The 20,297-nt window shown below is 56.5% G+C and carries 16 protein-coding genes; 9 read left to right on the forward strand and 7 right to left on the reverse strand.

Going from position 1 to position 20,297, the window contains the following annotated elements:
* Nucleotides 1-90 precede the first annotated feature (90 nt).
* Genes fhuA through fhuB form a run of 4 tightly spaced genes read left to right on the forward strand, consistent with a single transcriptional unit; the run spans nucleotide 91 to nucleotide 6,018 of the window.
* Nucleotides 91-2,301, forward strand: coding sequence for a ferrichrome porin FhuA (gene fhuA, locus EQV24_RS17740; RefSeq protein ID WP_038981238.1), 2,211 nt, complete (start codon nucleotides 91-93; stop codon nucleotides 2,299-2,301).
* A gap of 50 nt (nucleotides 2,302-2,351) precedes the next feature.
* Nucleotides 2,352-3,149, forward strand: a complete 798-nt coding sequence (fhuC, locus tag EQV24_RS17745; protein WP_023620747.1) for a Fe3+-hydroxamate ABC transporter ATP-binding protein FhuC — start codon at nucleotides 2,352-2,354, stop codon at nucleotides 3,147-3,149.
* A complete protein-coding gene (fhuD, locus tag EQV24_RS17750) occupies nucleotides 3,149-4,039 on the forward strand; it encodes a Fe(3+)-hydroxamate ABC transporter substrate-binding protein FhuD (protein WP_058679361.1) in 891 nt (296 codons plus the stop codon). Before fhuC ends, fhuD begins: the two co-directional genes overlap by 1 nt.
* Entirely contained in the window at nucleotides 4,036-6,018 is a 1,983-nt protein-coding gene (fhuB, locus tag EQV24_RS17755) for a Fe(3+)-hydroxamate ABC transporter permease FhuB (protein ID WP_013095640.1), read from the forward strand. The genes fhuD and fhuB overlap by 4 nt, the downstream gene beginning before the upstream one ends.
* Nucleotides 6,019-6,112: 94 nt before the next feature.
* Here fhuB and hemL read toward each other — a convergent pair whose 3' ends face one another.
* Entirely contained in the window at nucleotides 6,113-7,393 is a 1,281-nt protein-coding gene (gene hemL, locus EQV24_RS17760; protein ID WP_061772297.1) for a glutamate-1-semialdehyde 2,1-aminomutase, read from the reverse strand.
* A gap of 177 nt (nucleotides 7,394-7,570) precedes the next feature.
* Here hemL and clcA point away from each other — a divergent pair, with 177 nt between their 5' ends.
* Nucleotides 7,571-8,971 carry a H(+)/Cl(-) exchange transporter ClcA gene (gene clcA, locus EQV24_RS17765; RefSeq protein ID WP_038418710.1) on the forward strand — a complete coding sequence of 467 codons (1,401 nt, stop codon included), beginning with the start codon at nucleotides 7,571-7,573 and terminating at the stop codon, nucleotides 8,969-8,971.
* Between the two features lie 85 nt (nucleotides 8,972-9,056).
* Nucleotides 9,057-9,401 carry an iron-sulfur cluster insertion protein ErpA gene (erpA, locus tag EQV24_RS17770; protein ID WP_013095643.1) on the forward strand — a complete coding sequence of 115 codons (345 nt, stop codon included), beginning with the start codon at nucleotides 9,057-9,059 and terminating at the stop codon, nucleotides 9,399-9,401.
* Nucleotides 9,402-9,494: 93 nt separating this feature from the next.
* On the opposite strand, the gene EQV24_RS17775 is transcribed toward erpA, so the two are convergent.
* Genes EQV24_RS17775 through mtnN form a run of 3 tightly spaced genes read right to left on the reverse strand, consistent with a single transcriptional unit; the run spans nucleotide 9,495 to nucleotide 11,637 of the window.
* A complete protein-coding gene (locus tag EQV24_RS17775) occupies nucleotides 9,495-10,118 on the reverse strand; it encodes a TRIC cation channel family protein (protein ID WP_013095644.1) in 624 nt (207 codons plus the stop codon).
* A 27-nt stretch (nucleotides 10,119-10,145) separates the two neighbouring features.
* Complete coding sequence (gene btuF, locus EQV24_RS17780; RefSeq protein ID WP_130626893.1) at nucleotides 10,146-10,946, reverse strand: vitamin B12 ABC transporter substrate-binding protein BtuF; 801 nt, start codon at nucleotides 10,944-10,946, stop codon at nucleotides 10,146-10,148.
* Nucleotides 10,939-11,637 carry a 5'-methylthioadenosine/S-adenosylhomocysteine nucleosidase gene (mtnN, locus tag EQV24_RS17785; protein WP_013095646.1) on the reverse strand — a complete coding sequence of 233 codons (699 nt, stop codon included), beginning with the start codon at nucleotides 11,635-11,637 and terminating at the stop codon, nucleotides 10,939-10,941. Before mtnN ends, btuF begins: the two co-directional genes overlap by 8 nt.
* A gap of 82 nt (nucleotides 11,638-11,719) precedes the next feature.
* On the opposite strand from mtnN, the gene dgt reads away from it, so the two are divergent.
* The 3 genes from dgt (at nucleotide 11,720) to cdaR (ending at nucleotide 16,113) form a co-directional block, all read left to right on the forward strand.
* Nucleotides 11,720-13,234: a dGTPase gene (dgt, locus tag EQV24_RS17790; RefSeq protein WP_013095647.1), complete on the forward strand. Its 1,515-nt coding sequence runs from the start codon at nucleotides 11,720-11,722 to the stop codon at nucleotides 13,232-13,234.
* A 131-nt stretch (nucleotides 13,235-13,365) separates the two neighbouring features.
* On the forward strand, nucleotides 13,366-14,802 hold the full coding sequence (degP, locus tag EQV24_RS17795) for a serine endoprotease DegP (protein WP_013095648.1): 1,437 nt from the start codon (nucleotides 13,366-13,368) through the stop codon (nucleotides 14,800-14,802).
* A gap of 153 nt (nucleotides 14,803-14,955) precedes the next feature.
* Nucleotides 14,956-16,113, forward strand: a complete 1,158-nt coding sequence (cdaR, locus tag EQV24_RS17800) for a DNA-binding transcriptional regulator CdaR (protein WP_013095649.1) — start codon at nucleotides 14,956-14,958, stop codon at nucleotides 16,111-16,113.
* Nucleotides 16,114-16,217: 104 nt separating this feature from the next.
* On the opposite strand, the gene EQV24_RS17805 is transcribed toward cdaR, so the two are convergent.
* From EQV24_RS17805 to glnD, 3 genes are all read right to left on the reverse strand, one after another.
* Complete coding sequence (locus EQV24_RS17805) at nucleotides 16,218-16,607, reverse strand: DUF3461 family protein (protein WP_008501916.1); 390 nt, start codon at nucleotides 16,605-16,607, stop codon at nucleotides 16,218-16,220.
* Nucleotides 16,608-16,718: 111 nt separating this feature from the next.
* Nucleotides 16,719-17,543 (reverse strand): 2,3,4,5-tetrahydropyridine-2,6-dicarboxylate N-succinyltransferase, encoded by an 825-nt coding sequence (gene dapD, locus EQV24_RS17810; RefSeq protein ID WP_013095650.1) that lies wholly within the window; start codon nucleotides 17,541-17,543, stop codon nucleotides 16,719-16,721.
* Nucleotides 17,544-17,575: 32 nt separating this feature from the next.
* Nucleotides 17,576-20,251: a bifunctional uridylyltransferase/uridylyl-removing protein GlnD gene (gene glnD / locus EQV24_RS17815; RefSeq protein WP_130626894.1), complete on the reverse strand. Its 2,676-nt coding sequence runs from the start codon at nucleotides 20,249-20,251 to the stop codon at nucleotides 17,576-17,578.
* Between the last annotated feature and the right edge of the window lie 46 nt (nucleotides 20,252-20,297).

The following is a 20,297-nucleotide window of genomic DNA, read 5'->3' on the forward strand; positions in this document are numbered from 1 at the left end:
GCTATGCAGCCAACGTTTCGCCTATTATGCTGCGGTCATAATAATAATTCTCGTTTACGTTATCATTCACTTTTCTATCAGAGATACACCATGGCGCTTTCCAATACTGCTCAGCCAATTAACACGTCGCTGCGTAAAATCGCAGTTGTCGTAGCCACAGCGGTTGCAGGCATGTCTGCTTATACCCATGCTGCCGAAACCCCGAAAAAAGAAGAAACCATCACTGTCACTGCCGCTCCGGCTGCACAGGAAAGTGCCTGGGGGCCTGCACCAACGATTGCGGCGAAACGTACCGCAACGGCAACCAAGACCGATACACCTATAGAAAAGACGCCGCAGTCGATTTCCGTCGTCACGCGTGAAGAAATTGACATGAAGCAGCCGGGAACGGTGAAGCAAGCGCTGGCTTATACGCCGAGCGTTTTTGCCACCCGCGGCGCCTCAACGACATATGATGTGGTGTCGATTCGTGGTTTCACCACTTCCAGCACCGTGAATACCAACCAGTATCTCGATGGGATGAAGCTGCAGGGCGATAACTATTCTGAAGCGTCCATGGATCCGTACTTCCTTGAGCGCGTGGAGCTGCTGCGTGGCCCAACATCTGTACTGTACGGCAAAAGCCATCCGGGCGGTGTTGTGAGCATGGTCAGCAAGCGACCGACCACTGAGCCGCTGAAAGAAATTCAGTTCAAGATGGGCACCGATAACCTGTGGCAGACCGGGTTTGATTTTAGCGATGCAATTGATGATGACGGCGTGTGGTCATACCGCCTGACCGGTCTGGGCCGTAGTGAAAATGCGCAGCAGGAGATGGCCAAATCCACCCGCTATGCCATTGCACCGGCTTTCAGCTGGCGTCCTGACGATAAAACCGATTTCACTTTCCTGAGCAACTTCCAGAGCGATCCGGATGCGGGCTATTACGGCTGGCTGCCGCGGGAAGGTACCGTTGTGCCTTACTATGATGCCAACGGTAAAGCGCACAAGCTGCCGACCAATTTCAACGAAGGGGAAGAGGACAACAAGATCGCCCGTCGCCAGAAAATGGTGGGATACAGCTTCTCGCATGCGTTTGATGACACCTTTACCCTGCGTCAAAACCTGCGCTACACCAAAATCAACACGCTGTATCGTTCCGTCTACGGCAACGGCTATATTGCCCCGGCGCAAATCAGCCGCGCGTATGTACGTTCAGACGAAGATCTCAACTCGTTCACCGTGGATACTCAGCTCCAGTCAAAATTCGCGACCGGCGCTGTGGATCATACCCTCTTAACCGGGGTCGATTACCTTCGTATGCGTAATGACATCAACGCAGACTACGGTACTGCCGATCCGATCAGCATGACAAAGCCTGCGTACGGCAATCCGAACGTCGATGTTTACTACCTGTACAAAGTGCTTAATCGTCAGGAACAAACTGGTCTGTACGCTCAGGATCAGGCTGAGTGGGATAAGTGGGTACTGACAATGGGTGGTCGCTATGATTTTGCGAAAACCTCTGCGCTGACCCGTACTACCGGTACTACCGCGGAAATTAACGATCAGGCATTCACCTGGCGTGGCGGGATTAACTACCTGTTCGACAACGGTATCACGCCGTACTTCAGCTATAGCGAATCATTCGAACCGATTTCGGGTACCACTCAGGGCGGAAAACCGTTCGATCCGGCACGCGGCAAGCAGTATGAAGCCGGTGTGAAATACGTACCGAAAGATCTGCCTGTTGTGGTCACGGCAGCGGTGTATCAGCTGACCAAAAACAATAATCTGACGGCCGATCCGGCCAACCCGACCAGCGGCTTCAGCGTACAAGGGGGCGAAATTCGTTCCCGTGGTGTTGAGCTGGAAGCGAAAGCGGCCGTATCAGCCAATGTGAACGTGACGGCCTCGTACAGCTTCACCGATGCGAAATACACTCACGATACCTGGTTTGAAGGCCGCCGCCCGGCGGAAGTGCCACGTAACATGGCCTCTCTGTGGGCGGATTACACCTTCCACGAGACGGCACTGAGCGGTCTGACGCTGGGGGCGGGTGCGCGCTATATCGGCAACACCGTTTCCTACTACTCCTCAACGTCTCCGAAAGCCTACGAATCGTTTAACGTCGCGGGTTACGCGCTGGCGGACGCGACGGTGAAATACGATCTGGCGCGTTTTGGGCTGCCAGGCTCTTCAGTTGGCGTTAACGTGAACAATATCTTTGACCGCGAGTACGTTTCCAGCTGCTATAGCGAATACGCATGCTACTGGGGAGCAGGACGTCAGGTTGTGGCTACCGCGACCTTCCGCTTCTAATCTCTCTTCGGGCACGGTTCGCCGTGCCCTTTTTATTTAAGTTGGCTGATATGCAGGATAATAAAACGCAATCCGATACCACCTTTACGCTCAATCAACTCTCCTTTCGTGTTCCCGGGCGCACCTTGCTGCATCCGCTCTCGTTGACGTTCCCCGCAGGTAAAGTTACCGGCCTGATTGGTCACAATGGTTCCGGTAAATCGACGTTACTTAAAATGCTGGGCCGTCATCAGCCGCCTTCTGAAGGGGATATTTTGCTGGACGAACAGCCTCTGGAGAGCTGGAGCAGTAAAGCCTTTGCGCGCAAAGTCGCCTATCTGCCGCAGCAATTGCCTCAGGCAGAAGGGATGACGGTGCGTGAGCTGGTGGCAATCGGGCGTTATCCGTGGCATGGCGCACTCGGGCGCTTCGGTGTCGCCGACAGAGAGAAAGTGGAAGAAGCGATTGCGCTGGTGGGATTAAAGCCGCTGGCGCACCGTCTGGTCGACAGCCTTTCCGGGGGCGAACGTCAGCGCGCGTGGATTGCGATGCTGGTCGCGCAGGACAGCCGCTGCCTGCTGCTCGACGAACCCACTTCCGCACTGGATATTGCTCACCAGGTTGATGTTCTCGCGCTGGTTCATCGCCTGAGCCAGCAGCGTGGCCTGACGGTTATTGCGGTGCTGCACGATATCAACATGGCGGCGCGCTACTGTGATTATCTTGTCGCCCTTCGCGGTGGGGAGATGATTGCCGAGGGTTCGCCGTCTGAACTGATGCGGAGCGAAACGCTGGAACACATCTACGGTATTCCTATGGGGATCCTGCCTCATCCTGGCGGGGCTGCTCCGGTGAGCTTTGTTTACTGATGCTGAATTCTACCTTGTTGAGCCGCCGTCGCCTGCTGACGGCCATGGCACTTTCACCGCTGCTGTTAAAGATGAACCTCGCGCGGGCTGCTGCCGTCGATCCGCACCGTATTGTGGCGCTGGAATGGCTGCCTGTTGAACTGATGATGGCGCTGGGCGTCACGCCGTATGGCGTGGCCGATATTCCCAACTACCGGCTGTGGGTGAACGAGCCGGCGCTACCCGATTCGGTCATTGATATTGGTCTGCGTACGGAGCCTAATCTTGAGCTGCTGACGCAGATGAAGCCGTCATTTCTGTTCTGGTCCGCGGGTTATGGCCCGTCAGAAGAGACAATGGCGCGTATTGCGCCTGGGCGGGGGTTCTCCTTCAGTGACGGTAAAAAACCGCTGACGATGGCGAAAAAATCCATCAACGAGATGGCGCATTTCCTCAACCGTGAGGCGGAAGCCAAACAACATTTCGCAGAGTTTGATGCTCTGATTGACGCCCTGAAGCCGCGTTTTGCCCATCGCGGAGACCGCCCGCTGCTGATGGTGACGCTGCTGGATGCGCGCCATATGCTGGTCTTCGGCAAAAACTGTCTGTTCCAGGAAGTGCTCGATAGCTTTGGCATTCCTAATGCCTGGGAAGGGGAGATGACCTTCTGGGGCAGCACCGCCGTCGGTATCGACCGTCTGGCGGCGTTCCGCGATGTGGACGTGCTGTGCTTCGATCACGGCAACGAGCGTGAAATGCAGGCGCTGATGGCGACACCACTGTGGCAGGCGATGCCGTTCGTGCGTGAGCAACGCTTTACGCGTGCACCGGCGGTCTGGTTCTACGGCGCGACGCTGTCGGCCATGCACTTCGCCCGGGTGCTGGATAACGCGCTGGGGGGAAAAGCATGAGTACGCGTATTGCCCGTTTCCCGGCGCTGTTGCTGGCTCTGATTTTCCTGACCGCGCTGGCTTTGACCTGGTTTAACCTCTCGACCGCCTTACCGCGCGGGCAGTGGGGCGCGGCCCTGGCTGCGCCGGATATCGATAATATTCAGCAAATGCTGTTCCACTACAGCCTGCTGCCGCGTCTGGCGATTTCGCTGCTGGTCGGGGCCGGGTTAGGGCTGGTGGGCGTCCTGTTCCAGCAGGTTTTGCGTAACCCGCTGGCCGAGCCTACAACGCTTGGCGTCGCGACCGGTGCCCAGCTTGGGATCACGGTGACCACGCTGTGGGCACTGCCTGGCGCGTTAACCTCGCAGTTTGCCGCGCTTGCGGGCGCGTGCGTGGTAGGCGCGCTGGTCTTCGGCGTGGCGTGGGGGAAACGCCTCTCGCCAGTGACGCTGATCCTCGCAGGGCTGGTGGTGAGCCTCTACTGTGGGGCAATCAACCAGCTGCTGGTGCTGTTTCATCACGATCAGCTGCAAAGCATGTTCCTGTGGAGTACTGGCACGCTGACCCAGACCGACTGGAGTATTGTGCAGCGCCTGTGGCCGCAGCTTGTTGGCGGCGCCATGTTGACGCTGCTGTTGTTACGTCCGCTGACGCTGATGGGGCTGGATGACGGTGTAGCCCGCAATCTGGGGCTGGCGCTCTCCCTGGCGCGTCTGGCGGCGCTGACGCTGGCGATTGTCCTCAGCGCATTGCTGGTTAATGCAGTTGGGATTATCGGCTTTATCGGACTGTTTGCCCCGCTGCTGGCAAAAATGCTCGGTGCGCGTCGCCTGCTGGCGCGACTGCTGCTGGCCCCGCTAATTGGAGCGCTGATCCTCTGGCTTTCCGATCAAATCATTCTCTGGCTGGCGCGCGTCTGGATGGAAGTCTCTACCGGGTCGGTAACGGCACTGGTTGGCGCGCCGCTGTTGCTGTGGCTGTTGCCACGTCTGCGCAGTATGAGCGCTCCCGCGATGGACGCGGGGGATAAAGTTTATGCCGAGCGTCAGTCGGTGCTGTGGTTCAGCCTCGCCGGGCTGGCGGTGCTGATCATCGTCTCGTTTGTGGCGCTTGCTTTCGGGCGCGATGCGACGGGTTGGCACTGGGCAACGGGCGATTTGCTCCAGGAACTGCTGCAGTGGCGCTGGCCGCGGATCCTCTCGGCGTTGATTGCCGGGGTGATGCTGGCGGTCGCGGGCTGTATTATCCAGCGCCTGACCGGCAATCCGATGGCCAGCCCGGAAGTGCTGGGGATCAGTTCGGGAGCCGCGTTTGGCGTGGTGCTGATGCTGTTCCTTGTGCCGGGAAATGCCTTTGGCTGGCTGATGCCTGCCGGAAGCATCGGGGCGGCGGTGACGCTGATGATCATTCTGATTGCGTCAGGCCGCGGCGGGTTTTCGCCTCACCGGATGCTGCTGGCCGGGATGGCGCTCAGCACCGCCTTTACCATGCTGCTGATGATGCTGCAGGCGAGCGGCGATCCGCGGATGGCGAAGATCCTGACCTGGATCTCCGGCTCAACGTACAACGCCACCGGTAGTCAGGTGGTGCATTCCGGGATCGTAATGATCGTGCTGCTGGCGATTGTGCCCCTGTGCCGCCGCTGGATGACGATCCTGCCGCTGGGGGGGGAAACCGCACGTGCGGTCGGCATGGCGTTAACGCCAACGCGCGTCGCGCTGTTACTGCTGGCGGCGTGCCTGACGGCCACGGCCACCATGACCATTGGTCCACTGAGTTTTGTTGGGTTGATGGCGCCGCATATCGCCAGAATGATGGGATTCCGTCGGACGATGCCGCATATCGTGATGTCTGCCCTGACGGGCGGGGTGATGCTGGTGGTGGCGGACTGGTGCGGAAGAATGGTGCTGTTCCCGTATCAGATCCCGGCGGGTTTGCTGTCGACCTTTATCGGCGCGCCGTATTTTATTTATCTGTTGAGAAAGCAGAGTCGGTAATAAAAGTAAACGTCAATCCTAAGATTGACGTTTTAGGGTTTGCTCCCTCTCCCTGTGGGAGAGGGCCGGGGTGAGGGCATCACGCCGCACGTGCTTACAACTTCGCAAACACCTTACGCGCCGCGTCGATGGTGTTATTGATATCCTCTTCGCTGTGCGCCACGGACATAAAGCCAGCTTCAAAAGCAGACGGTGCCAGGTAGACGCCTTCTTCCAGCATCAGGTGGAAGAAACGCTTGAAGCGTTCAACGTCGCACTTCACCACATCCTGATAGCTTGTCACGGCTTGGGCTTCCGTGAAGAAGATCCCGAACATCCCGCCCACGTGGTTTACCACCAGCGGAATACCCGCCTCTTCAGCCGCTTCCAGCAGACCGTTTGCCAGCTGCGTCGTGCGCTCAGTCAGGGTTTCGTGAATGCCAGGCTGGGAGACTTCTGTCAGGCAGGCGAAGCCCGCCGCCATAGCAATCGGGTTACCGGAGAGCGTACCCGCCTGGTAAACCGGCCCCGTTGGTGCCAGGGCTTCCATCACATCCTTGCGCCCCCCGAACGCGCCCACCGGCATACCGCCGCCGATGATTTTGCCGAGACAGGTCAGATCCGGCTCTACGCCATAATATGACTGGGCACCCGCGAGCGCAACGCGGAAACCGGTCATCACTTCGTCGATAATCAGCAGCGCGCCAAACTCATCGCACAGGGCGCGCAGGCCCGGCAGGAAATCGGGCTGCGGTGGAATGCAGTTCATGTTGCCCGCAACCGGCTCAACGATGATGCAGGCGATCTCCTGTGGATACTGCTCGAATGCCGCACGAACGGTGTTCAGATCGTTATAGGTGCAGGTCAGGGTGTGTTTCGCGAAATCAGCCGGTACGCCCGGGGAGTTTGGCTGGCCAAGGGTCAGTGCGCCGGAACCTGCTTTCACCAGCAGGCAGTCCGCATGGCCGTGGTAGCAGCCTTCAAATTTGATGATTTTGTCGCGACCGGTAAAGCCGCGCGCCAGACGAATAGCGCTCATGGTGGCTTCGGTACCGGAGTTCACCATACGCACCATGTCCATGGTTGGCACCAGCTCGGTCACCAGCTCCGCCATTTTGACTTCCATCTCGGTAGGCGCGCCGAAGCTCAGGCCGCGCTGGGCCGCTTCAATCACCGCATTGCGGATGGCAGGGTGGTTGTGACCCAGCACCATCGGGCCCCAGGAGCCGACGTAATCGATATAGGCCTTGCCGTCGACATCAAACAGGTACGCGCCATCAGCACGTTCAATAAACAGCGGCGTTCCGCCTACGCCGGTAAAGGCGCGAACAGGCGAGTTCACGCCGCCCGGGATAAGCTCGCGGGCTGCACTGTAGAGGTTTTCAGACTTGCTCATGGCGTCGTTCCTGGTTCGTATAAAATGATTAAGCACACTATTCTAAGTGATCCGCGGAAGGTAATGAAATTTTTGCCCCCTTTCATTGCTAAACAATTTTTAAGTATTTTTCACGGGACGACCTGACGCACTCTGGTAAAATCCCTGCGGCGATTTGTATGACGAAAAGACATGGTAATGAAAGCAGACTCTCCCTCTTTTGAAGAACAACAGTTCCGACGCGCGCAACACCGGATCAGCATCCGGCGCTTGCTCAACCGCGATAAGACACCGCTGGCAATTTTACTGGCCGCCGCTGTAGTCGGTACGCTCGCCGGGCTGGCGGGGGTCGCCTTTGAAAAGGCAGTCAATGCGGTGCTGAACTGGCGTATTGGTACGGTGGCCGGTTTCGCCGACAAAGGATGGCTGGTCTGGGTCTGGGCGTTCGGGTTGTCCGCGCTATTTGCCATGGTGGGTTACTTTCTGGTGCGTAAATTTGCGCCGGAAGCGGGCGGTTCCGGGATCCCTGAAATTGAAGGCGCGCTGGAAGAGCTGCGCCCGGTGCGCTGGTGGCGCGTCATCCCGGTGAAGTTTATCGGCGGCATGGGAACGCTTGGTGCGGGTATGGTACTGGGCCGAGAGGGGCCAACCGTGCAGTTGGGCGGGAACGTCGGGCGCATGGTGGGGGATCTGTTCCGGATGCGCAGCGCGGAAGCGCGCCATACGCTGCTGGCGACAGGTGCCGCAGCGGGGCTTTCGGCGGCGTTTAACGCGCCGCTGGCGGGGATCCTGTTTATCATCGAAGAGATGCGCGCCCAGTTCCGTTACAACCTTATCTCGATCAAAGCGGTCTTTACCGGTGTGATCATGTCGAGCATTGTGTTTCGCATTTTCAATGGCGAAAGCCCGGTGATCGAAGTGGGCAAACTGACCAATGCGCCGGTCAACACGCTGTGGCTGTACCTGATCCTCGGCATGATATTCGGCATTGTCGGCCCGCTGTTTAACACTTTTATTCTGCGTATGCAGGATATGTTCCAGCGCATCCACGGCGGGAATACCACGAAGTGGGTGTTGATGGGCGGTCTGCTGGGCGGCCTGTGCGGCGTGCTGGGGTTCATTGAACCGAACGCGGCGGGGGGCGGGTTCGGGCTGATCCCGATTGCGGCTGCGGGCAACTTCAGCGTGGGTCTGCTTCTGTTTATGTTTATTTCTCGCGTCATCACGACGGTGCTCTGTTTTTCCTCCGGTGCGCCTGGCGGTATCTTTGCTCCGATGCTGGCGCTGGGAACGCTGCTTGGTACTGCCTTTGGCATGGCCGCTGAGGTCGGTTTTCCGGCATACCATCTGGATGCGGGTACCTTTGCCGTTGCCGGGATGGGAGCGCTGCTGGCGGCCTCCCTGCGCGCGCCGCTCACCGGCATCGTGCTGGTGCTGGAGATGACGGATAATTACCAGCTCATTTTGCCAATGATCATTACCTGTCTCGGCGCGACACTATTAGCCCAATTCCTGGGTGGAAAACCGCTATACTCCACCATTCTTGCACGCACCCTGGCGAAGCAGGAGGCAGAACGGGCCGCAATGCAGAATACTTGAATGAATTACCAGGGTATTAGATAATGACAAAAAGAATTGGGTGAATTTTACCCAATTGCAGTAGCAGTATTCATGGGAGCATAAGATGAGTGATGACGTAGCGTTGCCGCTGGAGTTTACCGAAGCAGCAGCCAACAAAGTGAAAACCCTGATTGCCGACGAAGACAATCCGGATCTGAAACTGCGTGTCTATATTACCGGTGGCGGCTGCAGCGGCTTCCAGTATGGTTTTACCTTTGACGACCAGGTTAACGACGGCGATATGACTATCGAGAAACAGGGCGTCGCGCTGGTGGTTGACCCGATGAGCCTGCAATATCTGGTGGGCGGTTCGGTAGATTACACAGAAGGTCTGGAAGGTTCACGCTTTGTGGTGACGAACCCAAATGCCACCAGCACCTGCGGGTGTGGGTCTTCGTTCAGTATTTAAGCGGGGGCGGGCTGATGCCCTCACACCGGCCCTCTCCCACAGGGAGAGGGAGAAAAGAATAAAAACGGTAACCTTGCGGTTACCGTTTGGCGTTTATCTTCCATTCTCATCCAGCGCGAACGTCGGCAATTTAAGGTGCCAGCGTATCGCCGCCAGACGTATCGCCAGCGTCACCACCATTCCCAGCATGGCTGAATTTTCCAGCGGTATCGCAAAGGTATAGTACGCCGTGGCGTGTACAATCCCGCCAATAATGCAGGCCGTAGCATAGATTTCGGTACGCAGGATCATCGGCACTTCTCGTGCCAGAATATCGCGAATAATCCCGCCGCCTACGCCAGTCAGCACGCCCATGCAGATGGCAACCATGGGCCCTGTACCCGCATTAAAGGCTTTATTCACCCCAATGCCGACAAACACAGCCAGCCCGACGGCATCCAGCACCGGGAGGATCCATTTTGGTAAGCGGCGGGGCTGGCGAACCAGCACGATGGTTAACAGGCAGGTGACCATCGCCACCACCAGATCGGTGGGATCTTTCACCCAAAATACCGGGCCATTATCCAGCGCCATATCGCGGATCGTTCCACCGCCTACGGCGGTCACCACGCCAAGCACCAGCACGCCAAACGGATCCATGCGCAGCTTTCCGGCGAGCAGGACGCCGGAGATAGCAAAAACGGCTGTGCCAAGAATATCCAGCCAATAAACGAGCATCGTTAAATCCTCGAAGGGGGTCTTATGTTAATGACTCTCGGCCAGTGCGGCACAGAGTTGTTTTGCGGCGAGGATAATACGCGGGCTGGCGCGTTCAAACCAGTCGCTGGTGAGAGGGATCAACGGAATTTTTAGCTGGCTTTGCCAGAATTGTTCAATTTTAGGAATCTCGCTCTCATTTCCGACCACAACGATCGCCTGTGGTCGGCGAGCAAGAACCTGTTCCCGGCTGACCTGAGGCCACGGTATCCGGCTGGCCGCAAAGATATTTTCTCCGCCGCACACTTCCAGGACCTGATTCTGAATGGAGCCTTTTCCGGTGGTGAACAGCGGCTGGCTGCCAAACTGCAAAAAGATGCGCTTTTTAACGGGGGTATCGTATTTTGCTTTGAGTGCCGCATAGTCGCTGAGCAGTTGTTTTGCCGCATCTTCGGCCTTGGCCGGGGTTGGGCTGTAGGGCGCCAGAGCGCGTAACGCCTGCGCGACCTGCTCAATGCTCACGGCATCCACCCACATGACCTTGATCCCAAGCGACGTCAGTTGATTAACCTGCCGCTCTGCATTGCCGCCACGCCAGGCGAGCACGAGATCGGGCTTAAGCGCCACGATGCGCTCAAGGTTCATCCCTTGCCAGGTTGCGACCTGTTCAATATGCGTGGCCTGCGGTGGGTAATTGGAAAAGCTGCTTACACCAACGGGGGTGATACCGGCGGCAAACGCCAGTTCGGTGTTAGCGGGGGAGAGGGTAATCACACGCGGCGCGGCGCAGAGCCAGGCCGGTGCGAGCAGAAGCAGGGCGACCAGCGCCCTGATGGCATGTTTAGCCACGAGCCAGTTTCTGCACAAGGCTCTCCACCATCACGGTGGACTGTTTTGCCGCGACAACCAGGAATTCGTCGAAGCTGATATGAGACTGCTGATCGGCCACGTCAGAGATGGCGCGGACCACCACGAACGGGACGTTGAAATTATGGCAAACGTGGGCAATCGCGGTCGCTTCCATCTCAACGGCGATAGCCTGCGGGAAGTTGTGACGGATTTTTGCCAGGCCGACGGAGCCATTGATGAAGGCATCACCGCTCACAATCAGGCCGCGTACGGCGTTGAGGTTCAGCTCAGCAATGCACTCTTCTGCCGCCGCAACCAGCTTATCGTCGGCCTTAAAGCCGGCCGGGCAACCTGGAAGCTGACCGTATTCGTAGCCGAATGCGGTAACGTCTGCATCGTGGTAACGCGCTTCATCGGAGACGACGATATCACCCACTTTCAGGGTCGGTGCCAGACCGCCTGCAGAGCCGGTGTTAACGATCACGTCTGGCTTACAGCGCTCAAGCAACAGCGTTGCGCCCAGCGCAGCAGCAACCTTACCGATGCCTGATTTCAGCAGAGCCACGTCAACACCGTTCAGTTGACCGGTATAGATCTCACAACCCCCCAGAGAGAGAGTCTGACGGTTCTCAATTTTGTCACGCAGCAGCGTAACTTCTTCTTCCATTGCACCAATAATGCCGATTTTCATAGATTTACTCGCGATGTGCCTTGTTAAGATGCATAGTCTATCATGCGCTTAAGGGGAAACGCATTCTCACGCGGGGGAGCACATGTCACAGATCGATTTTCGCACCAAAATTAACTGGCACCGACGTTTCCGTTCGCCGCAGGGTGAAAAGAGCGAACATGAGATCCTGCGTATCTTCGAAAGCGATCGCGGGCGGATCATTAACTCGCCTGCCATTCGTCGTCTGCAGCAAAAGACCCAGGTGTTTCCGCTTGAGCGTAACGCTGCCGTGCGCACACGCCTTACCCACTCAATGGAAGTTCAGCAGGTGGGGCGCTACATTGCCAAAGAGATTTTAAGCCGTCTCAAAGAGCAGCGCTTGCTGGAAACCTACGGTCTGGATGAGTTGACCGGGCCCTTTGAAAGTATTGTTGAGATGGCCTGCCTGATGCACGACATCGGCAACCCGCCGTTTGGTCACTTTGGCGAGGCGGCGATCAACGACTGGTTCAGGCAGCGACTCTTCCCGTCGGATGCCGTCAGCCAGCCGCTCAGTGATGACCGCTGCGTGGTGCGGGATTTACGCCTGCGTGAAGGCGAAGACGGGCTAAACGATCTGCGTCGTAAGGTGCGTCAGGATCTCTGTCATTTTGAAGGCAATGCGCAGGGGATACGGCTGGTGCACTCCCTGATGCGCATGAATCTGACCTGGGCACAGGTGGGATGCATCCTCAAATATACCCGTCCCGCCTGGTGGATGGGCGAAACGCCCGCTTCGCACAGCTATCTGATGAAAAAGCCGGGCTATTACCTCTCCGAAGAGGCCTATATCGAGCGGTTACGTAAAGAACTTTCATTGACTGCAAATGGCCGCTTCCCGTTGACGTGGATTATGGAAGCCGCCGATGACATCTCCTATTGCGTTGCTGACCTGGAAGACGCGGTTGAAAAAAGAATATTTAGCGTCGAGGAGCTTTATCAGCATCTTTATGATGCATGGGGGAAACATGAAAAAGGTTCGCTGTTTGCCCAGGTGGTTGAAAATGCCTGGGAAAAATCGCGTGCAAATACATTAAGCCGGAGCACCGAAGATCAGTTCTTTATGTATTTGCGGGTCAATACATTAAATAAACTGGTGCCTTACGCCGCCTCGCGCTTTATTGATAATTTGCCGATGATTTTTAGCGGCGAGTTCAATCATGCCTTGCTGGAGGATGACAGTAGCTTCAGCCAGTTGCTTGAGTTATATAAACATGTCGCGATGCGTCATGTATTCAGCCACCCGGATGTTGAACAGTTAGAGCTGCAGGGATACCGGGTAATCAGCGGCTTACTGGAAATATATCGCCCTCTGCTGCAATTGTCGGTCGATGAATTCAGCGAGCTGGTGGAACAAGAGCGCGTGCGACGAATACCGATTGAGTCCCGGCTTTATCAGAAACTTTCTACCCGTCATCGTCTGGCTTACGTTGAAGCCATCGGCAAACTGGATCGCCACTCACCGCAGTGGCCGGTGCTCGAATATTATTATCGCTGTCGTCTCATCCAGGACTATATCAGCGGAATGACCGATTTGTATGCCTGGGATGAGTACCGCAAGCTGATGGCGGTGGAATAATCCCGGAGTTTTGTAAAGACGACCAATAAATTTTTACTTTTTCCATAAACTTATCGCCGGAACTAAGCGGTATAAAACGAATCTGAGTTACACAGCAATTTTGCGTTATCTGTAAATCGAGATTGAGAAACATGAAAAAAACCACATTAGCAATGAGTGCACTGGCTCTGAGTTTAGGTTTAGCGCTGTCTCCTCTGACTGCTACTGCAGCCGAGACCGCGTCATCGGCAGCAACCGCGCAGCAGATGCCAAGCCTGGCACCGATGCTCGAAAAAGTGATGCCATCGGTGGTGAGTATTAACGTTGAGGGCAGCACGACCGTCAATACGCCGCGTATGCCGCGTAACTTCCAGCAGTTCTTCGGCGATAACTCGCCGTTCTGCCAGGACGGTTCGCCATTCCAGAGTTCTCCGTTCTGTCAGGGCGGTGGCGCAGGGGATGACGGCCAGGGCGGCGGCCAGCAGCAGAAATTCATGGCGCTTGGCTCGGGGGTTATTATTGATGCCGCGAAAGGGTATGTCGTTACCAACAACCACGTGGTGGATAACGCCAACAGCATTAAGGTTCAGCTGAGCGACGGGCGTAAATTTGACGCCAAAGTGGTGGGCAAGGACCCACGCTCTGATATCGCACTGATCCAGATTCAGGATCCTAAAAACCTGACGGCGATTAAAATTGCCGACTCCGACGCGCTGCGTGTCGGTGACTACACCGTGGCCATCGGTAACCCGTTCGGTCTGGGCGAAACAGTGACATCGGGGATTGTTTCAGCGCTGGGCCGTAGCGGCCTGAACGCGGAGAACTATGAAAACTTCATCCAGACGGATGCGGCGATCAACCGCGGTAACTCCGGCGGTGCGCTGGTGAACCTGAACGGTGAGCTGATTGGTATTAACACTGCCATCCTGGCGCCGGACGGCGGCAACATCGGTATCGGTTTTGCTATCCCAAGTAATATGGTGAAAAACCTGACCGCGCAGATGGTGCAGTACGGCCAGGTGAAACGCGGTGAGCTGGGTATCATGGGTACCGAGCTGAACTCTGAACTGGCGAAAGCGATGAAAGTTGACGCCCAGCGCGGCGCGTTCGTGAGCCAGGTTATGCCGAACTCCTCCGCAGCAAAAGCGGGGATTAAAGCCGGGGATGTGATCACCTCCCTGAACGGTAAACCGATCAGCAGCTTTGCCGCCCTGCGTGCCGAAGTGGGCTCAATGCCAATTGGCAGCAAAGTTACCCTCGGCCTGCTGCGTGACGGTAAGGCGGTTAACGTGAGTCTGGAGCTGCAGCAGAGCAGCCAGAATCAGGTTGATTCCAGCACCATCTTCAGCGGTATTGAAGGGGCGGAGATGAGCAACAAAGGTGCAGATAAAGGCGTGGTGGTGAATAACGTGAAAGCGAATTCCCCGGCAGCCCGTATCGGCCTGAAAAAAGGTGATGTGATCATGGGTGCTAACCAGCAGCCAGTGAAAAACATCGCTGAACTGCGTAAAATTCTCGACAGCAAACCATCCGTGCTGGCGCTGAATATTCAGCGTGGTGATACCTCTATCTACCTCCTGATGCAATAATCCTCGTAAGCCCCTGCGTGATGTAAGCAGGGGCTTTTTTGTTTCTGTGACCCTTCCCACAAGTCCATACTTCACTGCCTGATTTTGTGCATTCGCACAATGCGACCGTAACCGAACTCCCCTATGCTTGAGCTCTGCTCACAGGAGGGTTACATGGCTGGCTGGCATCTTGATACCAAAATGGCGCAGGATATCGTGGCGCGCACCATGCGCATCATCGATACCAATATCAACGTAATGGATGCCCGCGGGCGCATTATTGGCAGCGGCGATCGCGAGCGTATTGGGGAATTGCACGAAGGTGCACTGCTGGTGCTTTCCCAGGGGCGGGTCGTGGATATCGATGATGCCGTGGCGAAACACCTGCACGGCGTCCGTCAGGGCATCAATTTACCGCTGCGCCTTGAAGGGGAAATTGTTGGCGTAATAGGCCTGACCGGTGAACCCGAATCACTGCGTAAATATGGCGAGCTGGTCTGCATGACGGCGGAGATGATGCTGGAGCAGTCGCGCCTGATGCACCTGCTGGCCCAGGACAGCCGTCTGCGCGAAGAGCTGGTGATGAACCTGATTCAGGCAGAGGAGCATACGCCTGCGCTGAGCGAGTGGGCGCAGCGTCTGGGTATTGACCTGAACCAACCGCGCGTCGTGGCGGTGATTGAGGTGGATAGCGGCCAACTGGGGGTCGATAGCGCGATGGCTGAATTGCAGCAGCTACAAAACGCGCTGGCAACGCCGGAGCGCGACAACCTGGTGGCGATTGTATCCCTGACGGAAATGGTGGTGCTCAAGCCGGCGCTTAACGCGTTCGGTCGCTGGGATGCGGAAGATCACCGTCGTCGTGTGGAGCAGTTAATTTCCCGTATGAAAGAGAATGGTCAGCTGCGTTTTCGCGTCGCCCTGGGGAATTACTTTACCGGGCCTGGCAGTATCGCCCGCTCATGGCGTACGGCGCGTACCACGATGATGGTGGGTAAACAGCGAATGCCGGAAAGCCGCAGCTATTTTTATCAGGATCTGATGCTGCCGGTACTGCTCGACAGCCTGCGCGGTGGCTGGCAGGCCAATGAGCTGGCGCGTCCGCTCGCGCGCCTGAAAGCGATGGACAACAATGGCCTGCTGCGCCGGACGCTACAGGCGTGGTTCCGGCATAACGTGCAGCCGCTGGCGACGTCGAAAGCGCTGTTCATTCACCGCAACACGCTGGAGTATCGGCTCAACCGGATTTCGGAGCTGACAGGGCTGGATCTGGGAAGTTTTGACGACAGACTGCTGCTGTATGTGGCGTTGCAGCTGGATGAACAGCGATGATGCTGTTTGCCGGGTGGCGGCTTCGCCTTACCCGGCCTACATGATGGTTTTCTCCCTCTCCCTGTGGGAGAGGGCCGGGGTGAGGGCATCAGGCCGCACCCAACTTATTTGTTACGCGTTAATTTCTCAAGATCCGCTTCAATCTCGCTGATCTTATTAGTCACAACGCTTTCAAGGTGACGCAGATCGTCAAGGATCTTACGCTTGAGATCGACTTCGGTACGGTCGCGCTGGCAGATCTGATCGAGTTCATCGATCACATAGCGCAGGTTGGGGCTGATTTCCTGAACCTCTTTGTATCCCTGTCCTACACCGTCTGCGACGACGGTCTTACGCTGGCGTGGATATTTAAACTTCACGCTCTTGGCGAAAAACTCTCCTTTGTCCTTGTGAAAATAGATTTTTAAAATGTCGTTGTTGGCTTCCTGGCGAAGGCTGTAACGATCAATTTCATCAGGATTGGTAATGCCTAGACTTTTCAGATTATCGTACATAGCGGTACCCTTGATCTCAACATAACCTTTGAATAATTAACGAAAAAATCTATTTTCGCCACCCTCAGATATGAAAAAAGCGGGGTTGCCCCCGCTTTTTGTTATATCCGATTAATCGATGGTGCGCAGCAATTCGTTGATGCCCACTTTACCGCGGGTTTTCGCGTCCACTTTCTTCACGATAACCGCACAGTACAGGCTGTACTTACCATCTTTAGACGGCAGGTTGCCGGAAACAACCACGGAGCCTGCCGGAACACGGCCGTAATGGATTTCGCCGGTTTCACGGTCATAAATACGGGTGCTCTGACCGATGTAAACGCCCATAGAGATCACTGAGCCTTCTTCAACGATCACGCCTTCTACCACTTCAGAGCGCGCGCCGATGAAGCAGTTGTCTTCGATGATGGTTGGGTTAGCCTGCAGGGGTTCCAGTACGCCACCGATGCCGACGCCGCCGGACAGGTGAACGTTTTTACCGATCTGCGCGCAGGAGCCCACGGTAGCCCAGGTATCCACCATGGTGCCTTCGTCTACATAGGCACCGATGTTTACGTAGGACGGCATCAGTACGGTGTTACGGGCGATGAACGCGCCCTGACGCACCGCTGCAGGTGGCACTACGCGGAAGCCTTCTTTCTGGAAACGCGCTTCGTCGTAATCAGCGAATTTCATTGGCACTTTATCGAAGTAGCGGCTTTCAGCTCCGTCGATAACCTGGTTATCGTTGATACGGAAAGAGAGCAGCACGGCTTTCTTCAGCCATTGATGAGTGACCCACTGACCATCGATTTTTTCTGCTACACGCAGCGCGCCGGAATCCAGCAGAGAAATCACCTGGTTAACCGCTTCGCGGGTAACGGTATCCACATTTGCCGGGGTAATCTCGGCGCGACGCTCAAAAGCGGACTCAATAACGTTCTGTAACTGCTGCATTGTTTACTCTTTCCATTTCACTAAAAAACACGTCACCCTTTATCGTTTGGATTGAGGGCTGCTGTCAACCGTTGTTGCACTTCAAGTTGCAGGTCATTATTAAGGGCACGCCGGTCCGCTGTTGCGATTATAAATAAATCTTCTACTCGCTCGCCAATGGTTGTAATTCGGGCCCCGTGAAGCGAAATTCCCAGATCGGCAAAGACCTGGCCGACGCGGGCGAGCAGACCTGGCTGATCCAGGGCAATGAACTCCAGGAACGATTTACGATCGGTGTGGGTCGGCAGGAAATTGACCTCGGTATCGACGGTAAAGTGGCGCAGTTTCGCGGGCTGACGACGCGGTTGCGGCGGCTGCCAGCTGCGCTGAGTGATGGCCTGCTCCAGACCAAAACGTATCCCCTCATGACGATCCGACGACAGCGGGCTGCCGTCTGGCTCCAGCACAATAAAGGTGTCCATCGCCATGCCGTCCCGGGTGGTGAAAATCTGCGCGTCGTGCACGCTCAGGTTTCGTCTGTCCAGTTCAGCGCATACCGCAGCAAACAGATAAGGGCGGTCCGGGCTCCAGATAAAGATCTCGGTACCACCGCGCGTCGCCTGCGGGCTGAGCAGGATCATCGGCTGCGACAAATCATGCTGCAGCAGATGCCGCGCATGCCAGGCGAGCTGGTTTGGACTGTGACGGACAAAGTAGTTGGCACGACAGCGGGCCCAAATCTGATGCAACGCCTCTTCATCAATGTTGTCCATCCGCAGCAGGGCCAGAGCCTGCAGCTGATGATGGCGCACGCGCTCGCGCATGTCCGGCGTGTTTTGCATTCCGCGGCGCAGCTGTTTTTCGGTCGCAAAGTACAGTTCACGCAGCAGGCTCTGCTTCCAGCTGTTCCACAGCGTTTCGTTGGTGGCGCAGATATCGGCCACCGTCAGGCAGACCAGATAGCGCAGACGGTTTTCTGTTTGTACCTCTTCTGCAAACTGCTTTATTACTTCAGGATCCTGAATGTCACGACGCTGTGCGGTGACCGACATCAGCAGGTGATGGCGCACCAGCCAGGCCACCAGCTGTGTTTCACGTGAGTTCAGACCGTGCAGTTCGGCAAATTTCAGCACGTCCTGCGCGCCGAGCACCGAGTGGTCACCGCCGCGGCCTTTGGCGATATCGTGGAACAGGGCGGCAATCAGGATCAGCTCCGGATGGGTCAGCCGTGGCCACAGCTCAACGCACAGCGGGTGGCGGGAGCGCGTCTCTTCTTTCGCAAAACTTTCCAGCTTGAGCATGACGCGGATCGTGTGTTCATCCACCGTATAGGCATGGAACAGATCGAACTGCATCTGCCCGACAATGTGCGACCATTGCGGCATATAGGCCCACAGTACGCTGTGACGGTGCATTGGCAGCAGTCCGCGACTGACGGCGCCCGGATGGCGGAGCATGCTCAGGAACAGCGAACGCGCTTCCGGGATATAGCACAGCGGCTGCGTCAGATGGCGGCGCGCATGGCGCAAATGGCGCAGGGTGGTGGAGTAGATCCCGGTGATCGTGCTGTTGCGGACCATGGTGTAGAACATCCGCAGGATCGCTTCCGGCTCGCGCATAAACAGCGTTTCGTCACGCAGATCGATAAGCGTACCGCGTAGCTGAAACTCGTCATCAATGGGGCGCGGTTTTTCGTCGGCCGTCAGCGCCAGAATAGCTTCGTCGAACAGCTGCAATAGCATCTGGTTGAGTTCGGTAACGCGTCGGGTCACGCGGAAGAAATCCTTCATCATGTGCTCAACCGGTTCGTTACCCTCACCGCTGTAGTGAAGGCGCTGGGCCACGCTGAGCTGGCGGTCGAACAACAGACGGTTATCGTAGCGATTAAGTTCAAGATGGAGGGCAAAACGAATGCGCCACAGTAGATGCAGACACTCGTTGAGCTCGTTTCGCTCGGCCTCGGTTAAAAAGCCAAAACCCACCATTTCATCCAGCGAGGTGGCGCCAAAGTGGCGACGGGCTACCCACTGTAATGTGTGGATATCGCGCAGGCCGCCGGGGCTGCTTTTGATATCCGGTTCAAGGTTATAGCTTGTGCCGTGATAGCGCTGGTGGCGTTGATTTTGTTCCTCGACCTTAGCGGCGAAGAACTTTTCTGATGGCCAGAAGCCGTCGCTGAATATGTGTTTTTGCAGTTCCAGGAACAGCGCGACGTCGCCGATCAGCAGGCGGGTTTCAATCAGGTTGGTGGCAACGGTCAGATCCGATAGCCCCTCCAGCAGGCACTCTTCCAGGGTGCGTACGCTGTGGCCGACTTCCAGCTTCACATCCCAGAGCAGCGTCAGCAATTCGCCAATCTTCTGCGCCTGTTCGTCCGGCAGCTTTTTGCGGCTTAAGATCAGCAGGTCAATATCGGAAAGCGGATGCAGCTCACCGCGGCCATAGCCCCCGACGGCAACCAGCGCCACGTCGCTGACCTGCCCGAACCCGTACTCAATCCACAGGCGTTGCAGAAGCTGGTCAATAAATTCGGTGCGCGCTTCAATGAGCTGTTCGGCGGAAATGCCCGCATCAAACGCGCTTCCCAGCCAGCGCTGGAAGACATCCATATGGGCTTTGATGCCGGCACAGCTCAGCTCATGCTGCGGCCAGACGCCCGGGTTATCGGGCTGGTCGGGAAGGGTGGGAAGTGCAGTGTTAGCATACTGTTCGGGTAATAGATTACTCATCGTGCGCCACCCATAAGAAAAAGCTATCGCCATTAAAAAAGCCGGC

Source organism: Enterobacter sp. A8, from assembly GCF_004296595.1.
Classification (GTDB): domain Bacteria; phylum Pseudomonadota; class Gammaproteobacteria; order Enterobacterales; family Enterobacteriaceae; genus Enterobacter; species Enterobacter cloacae.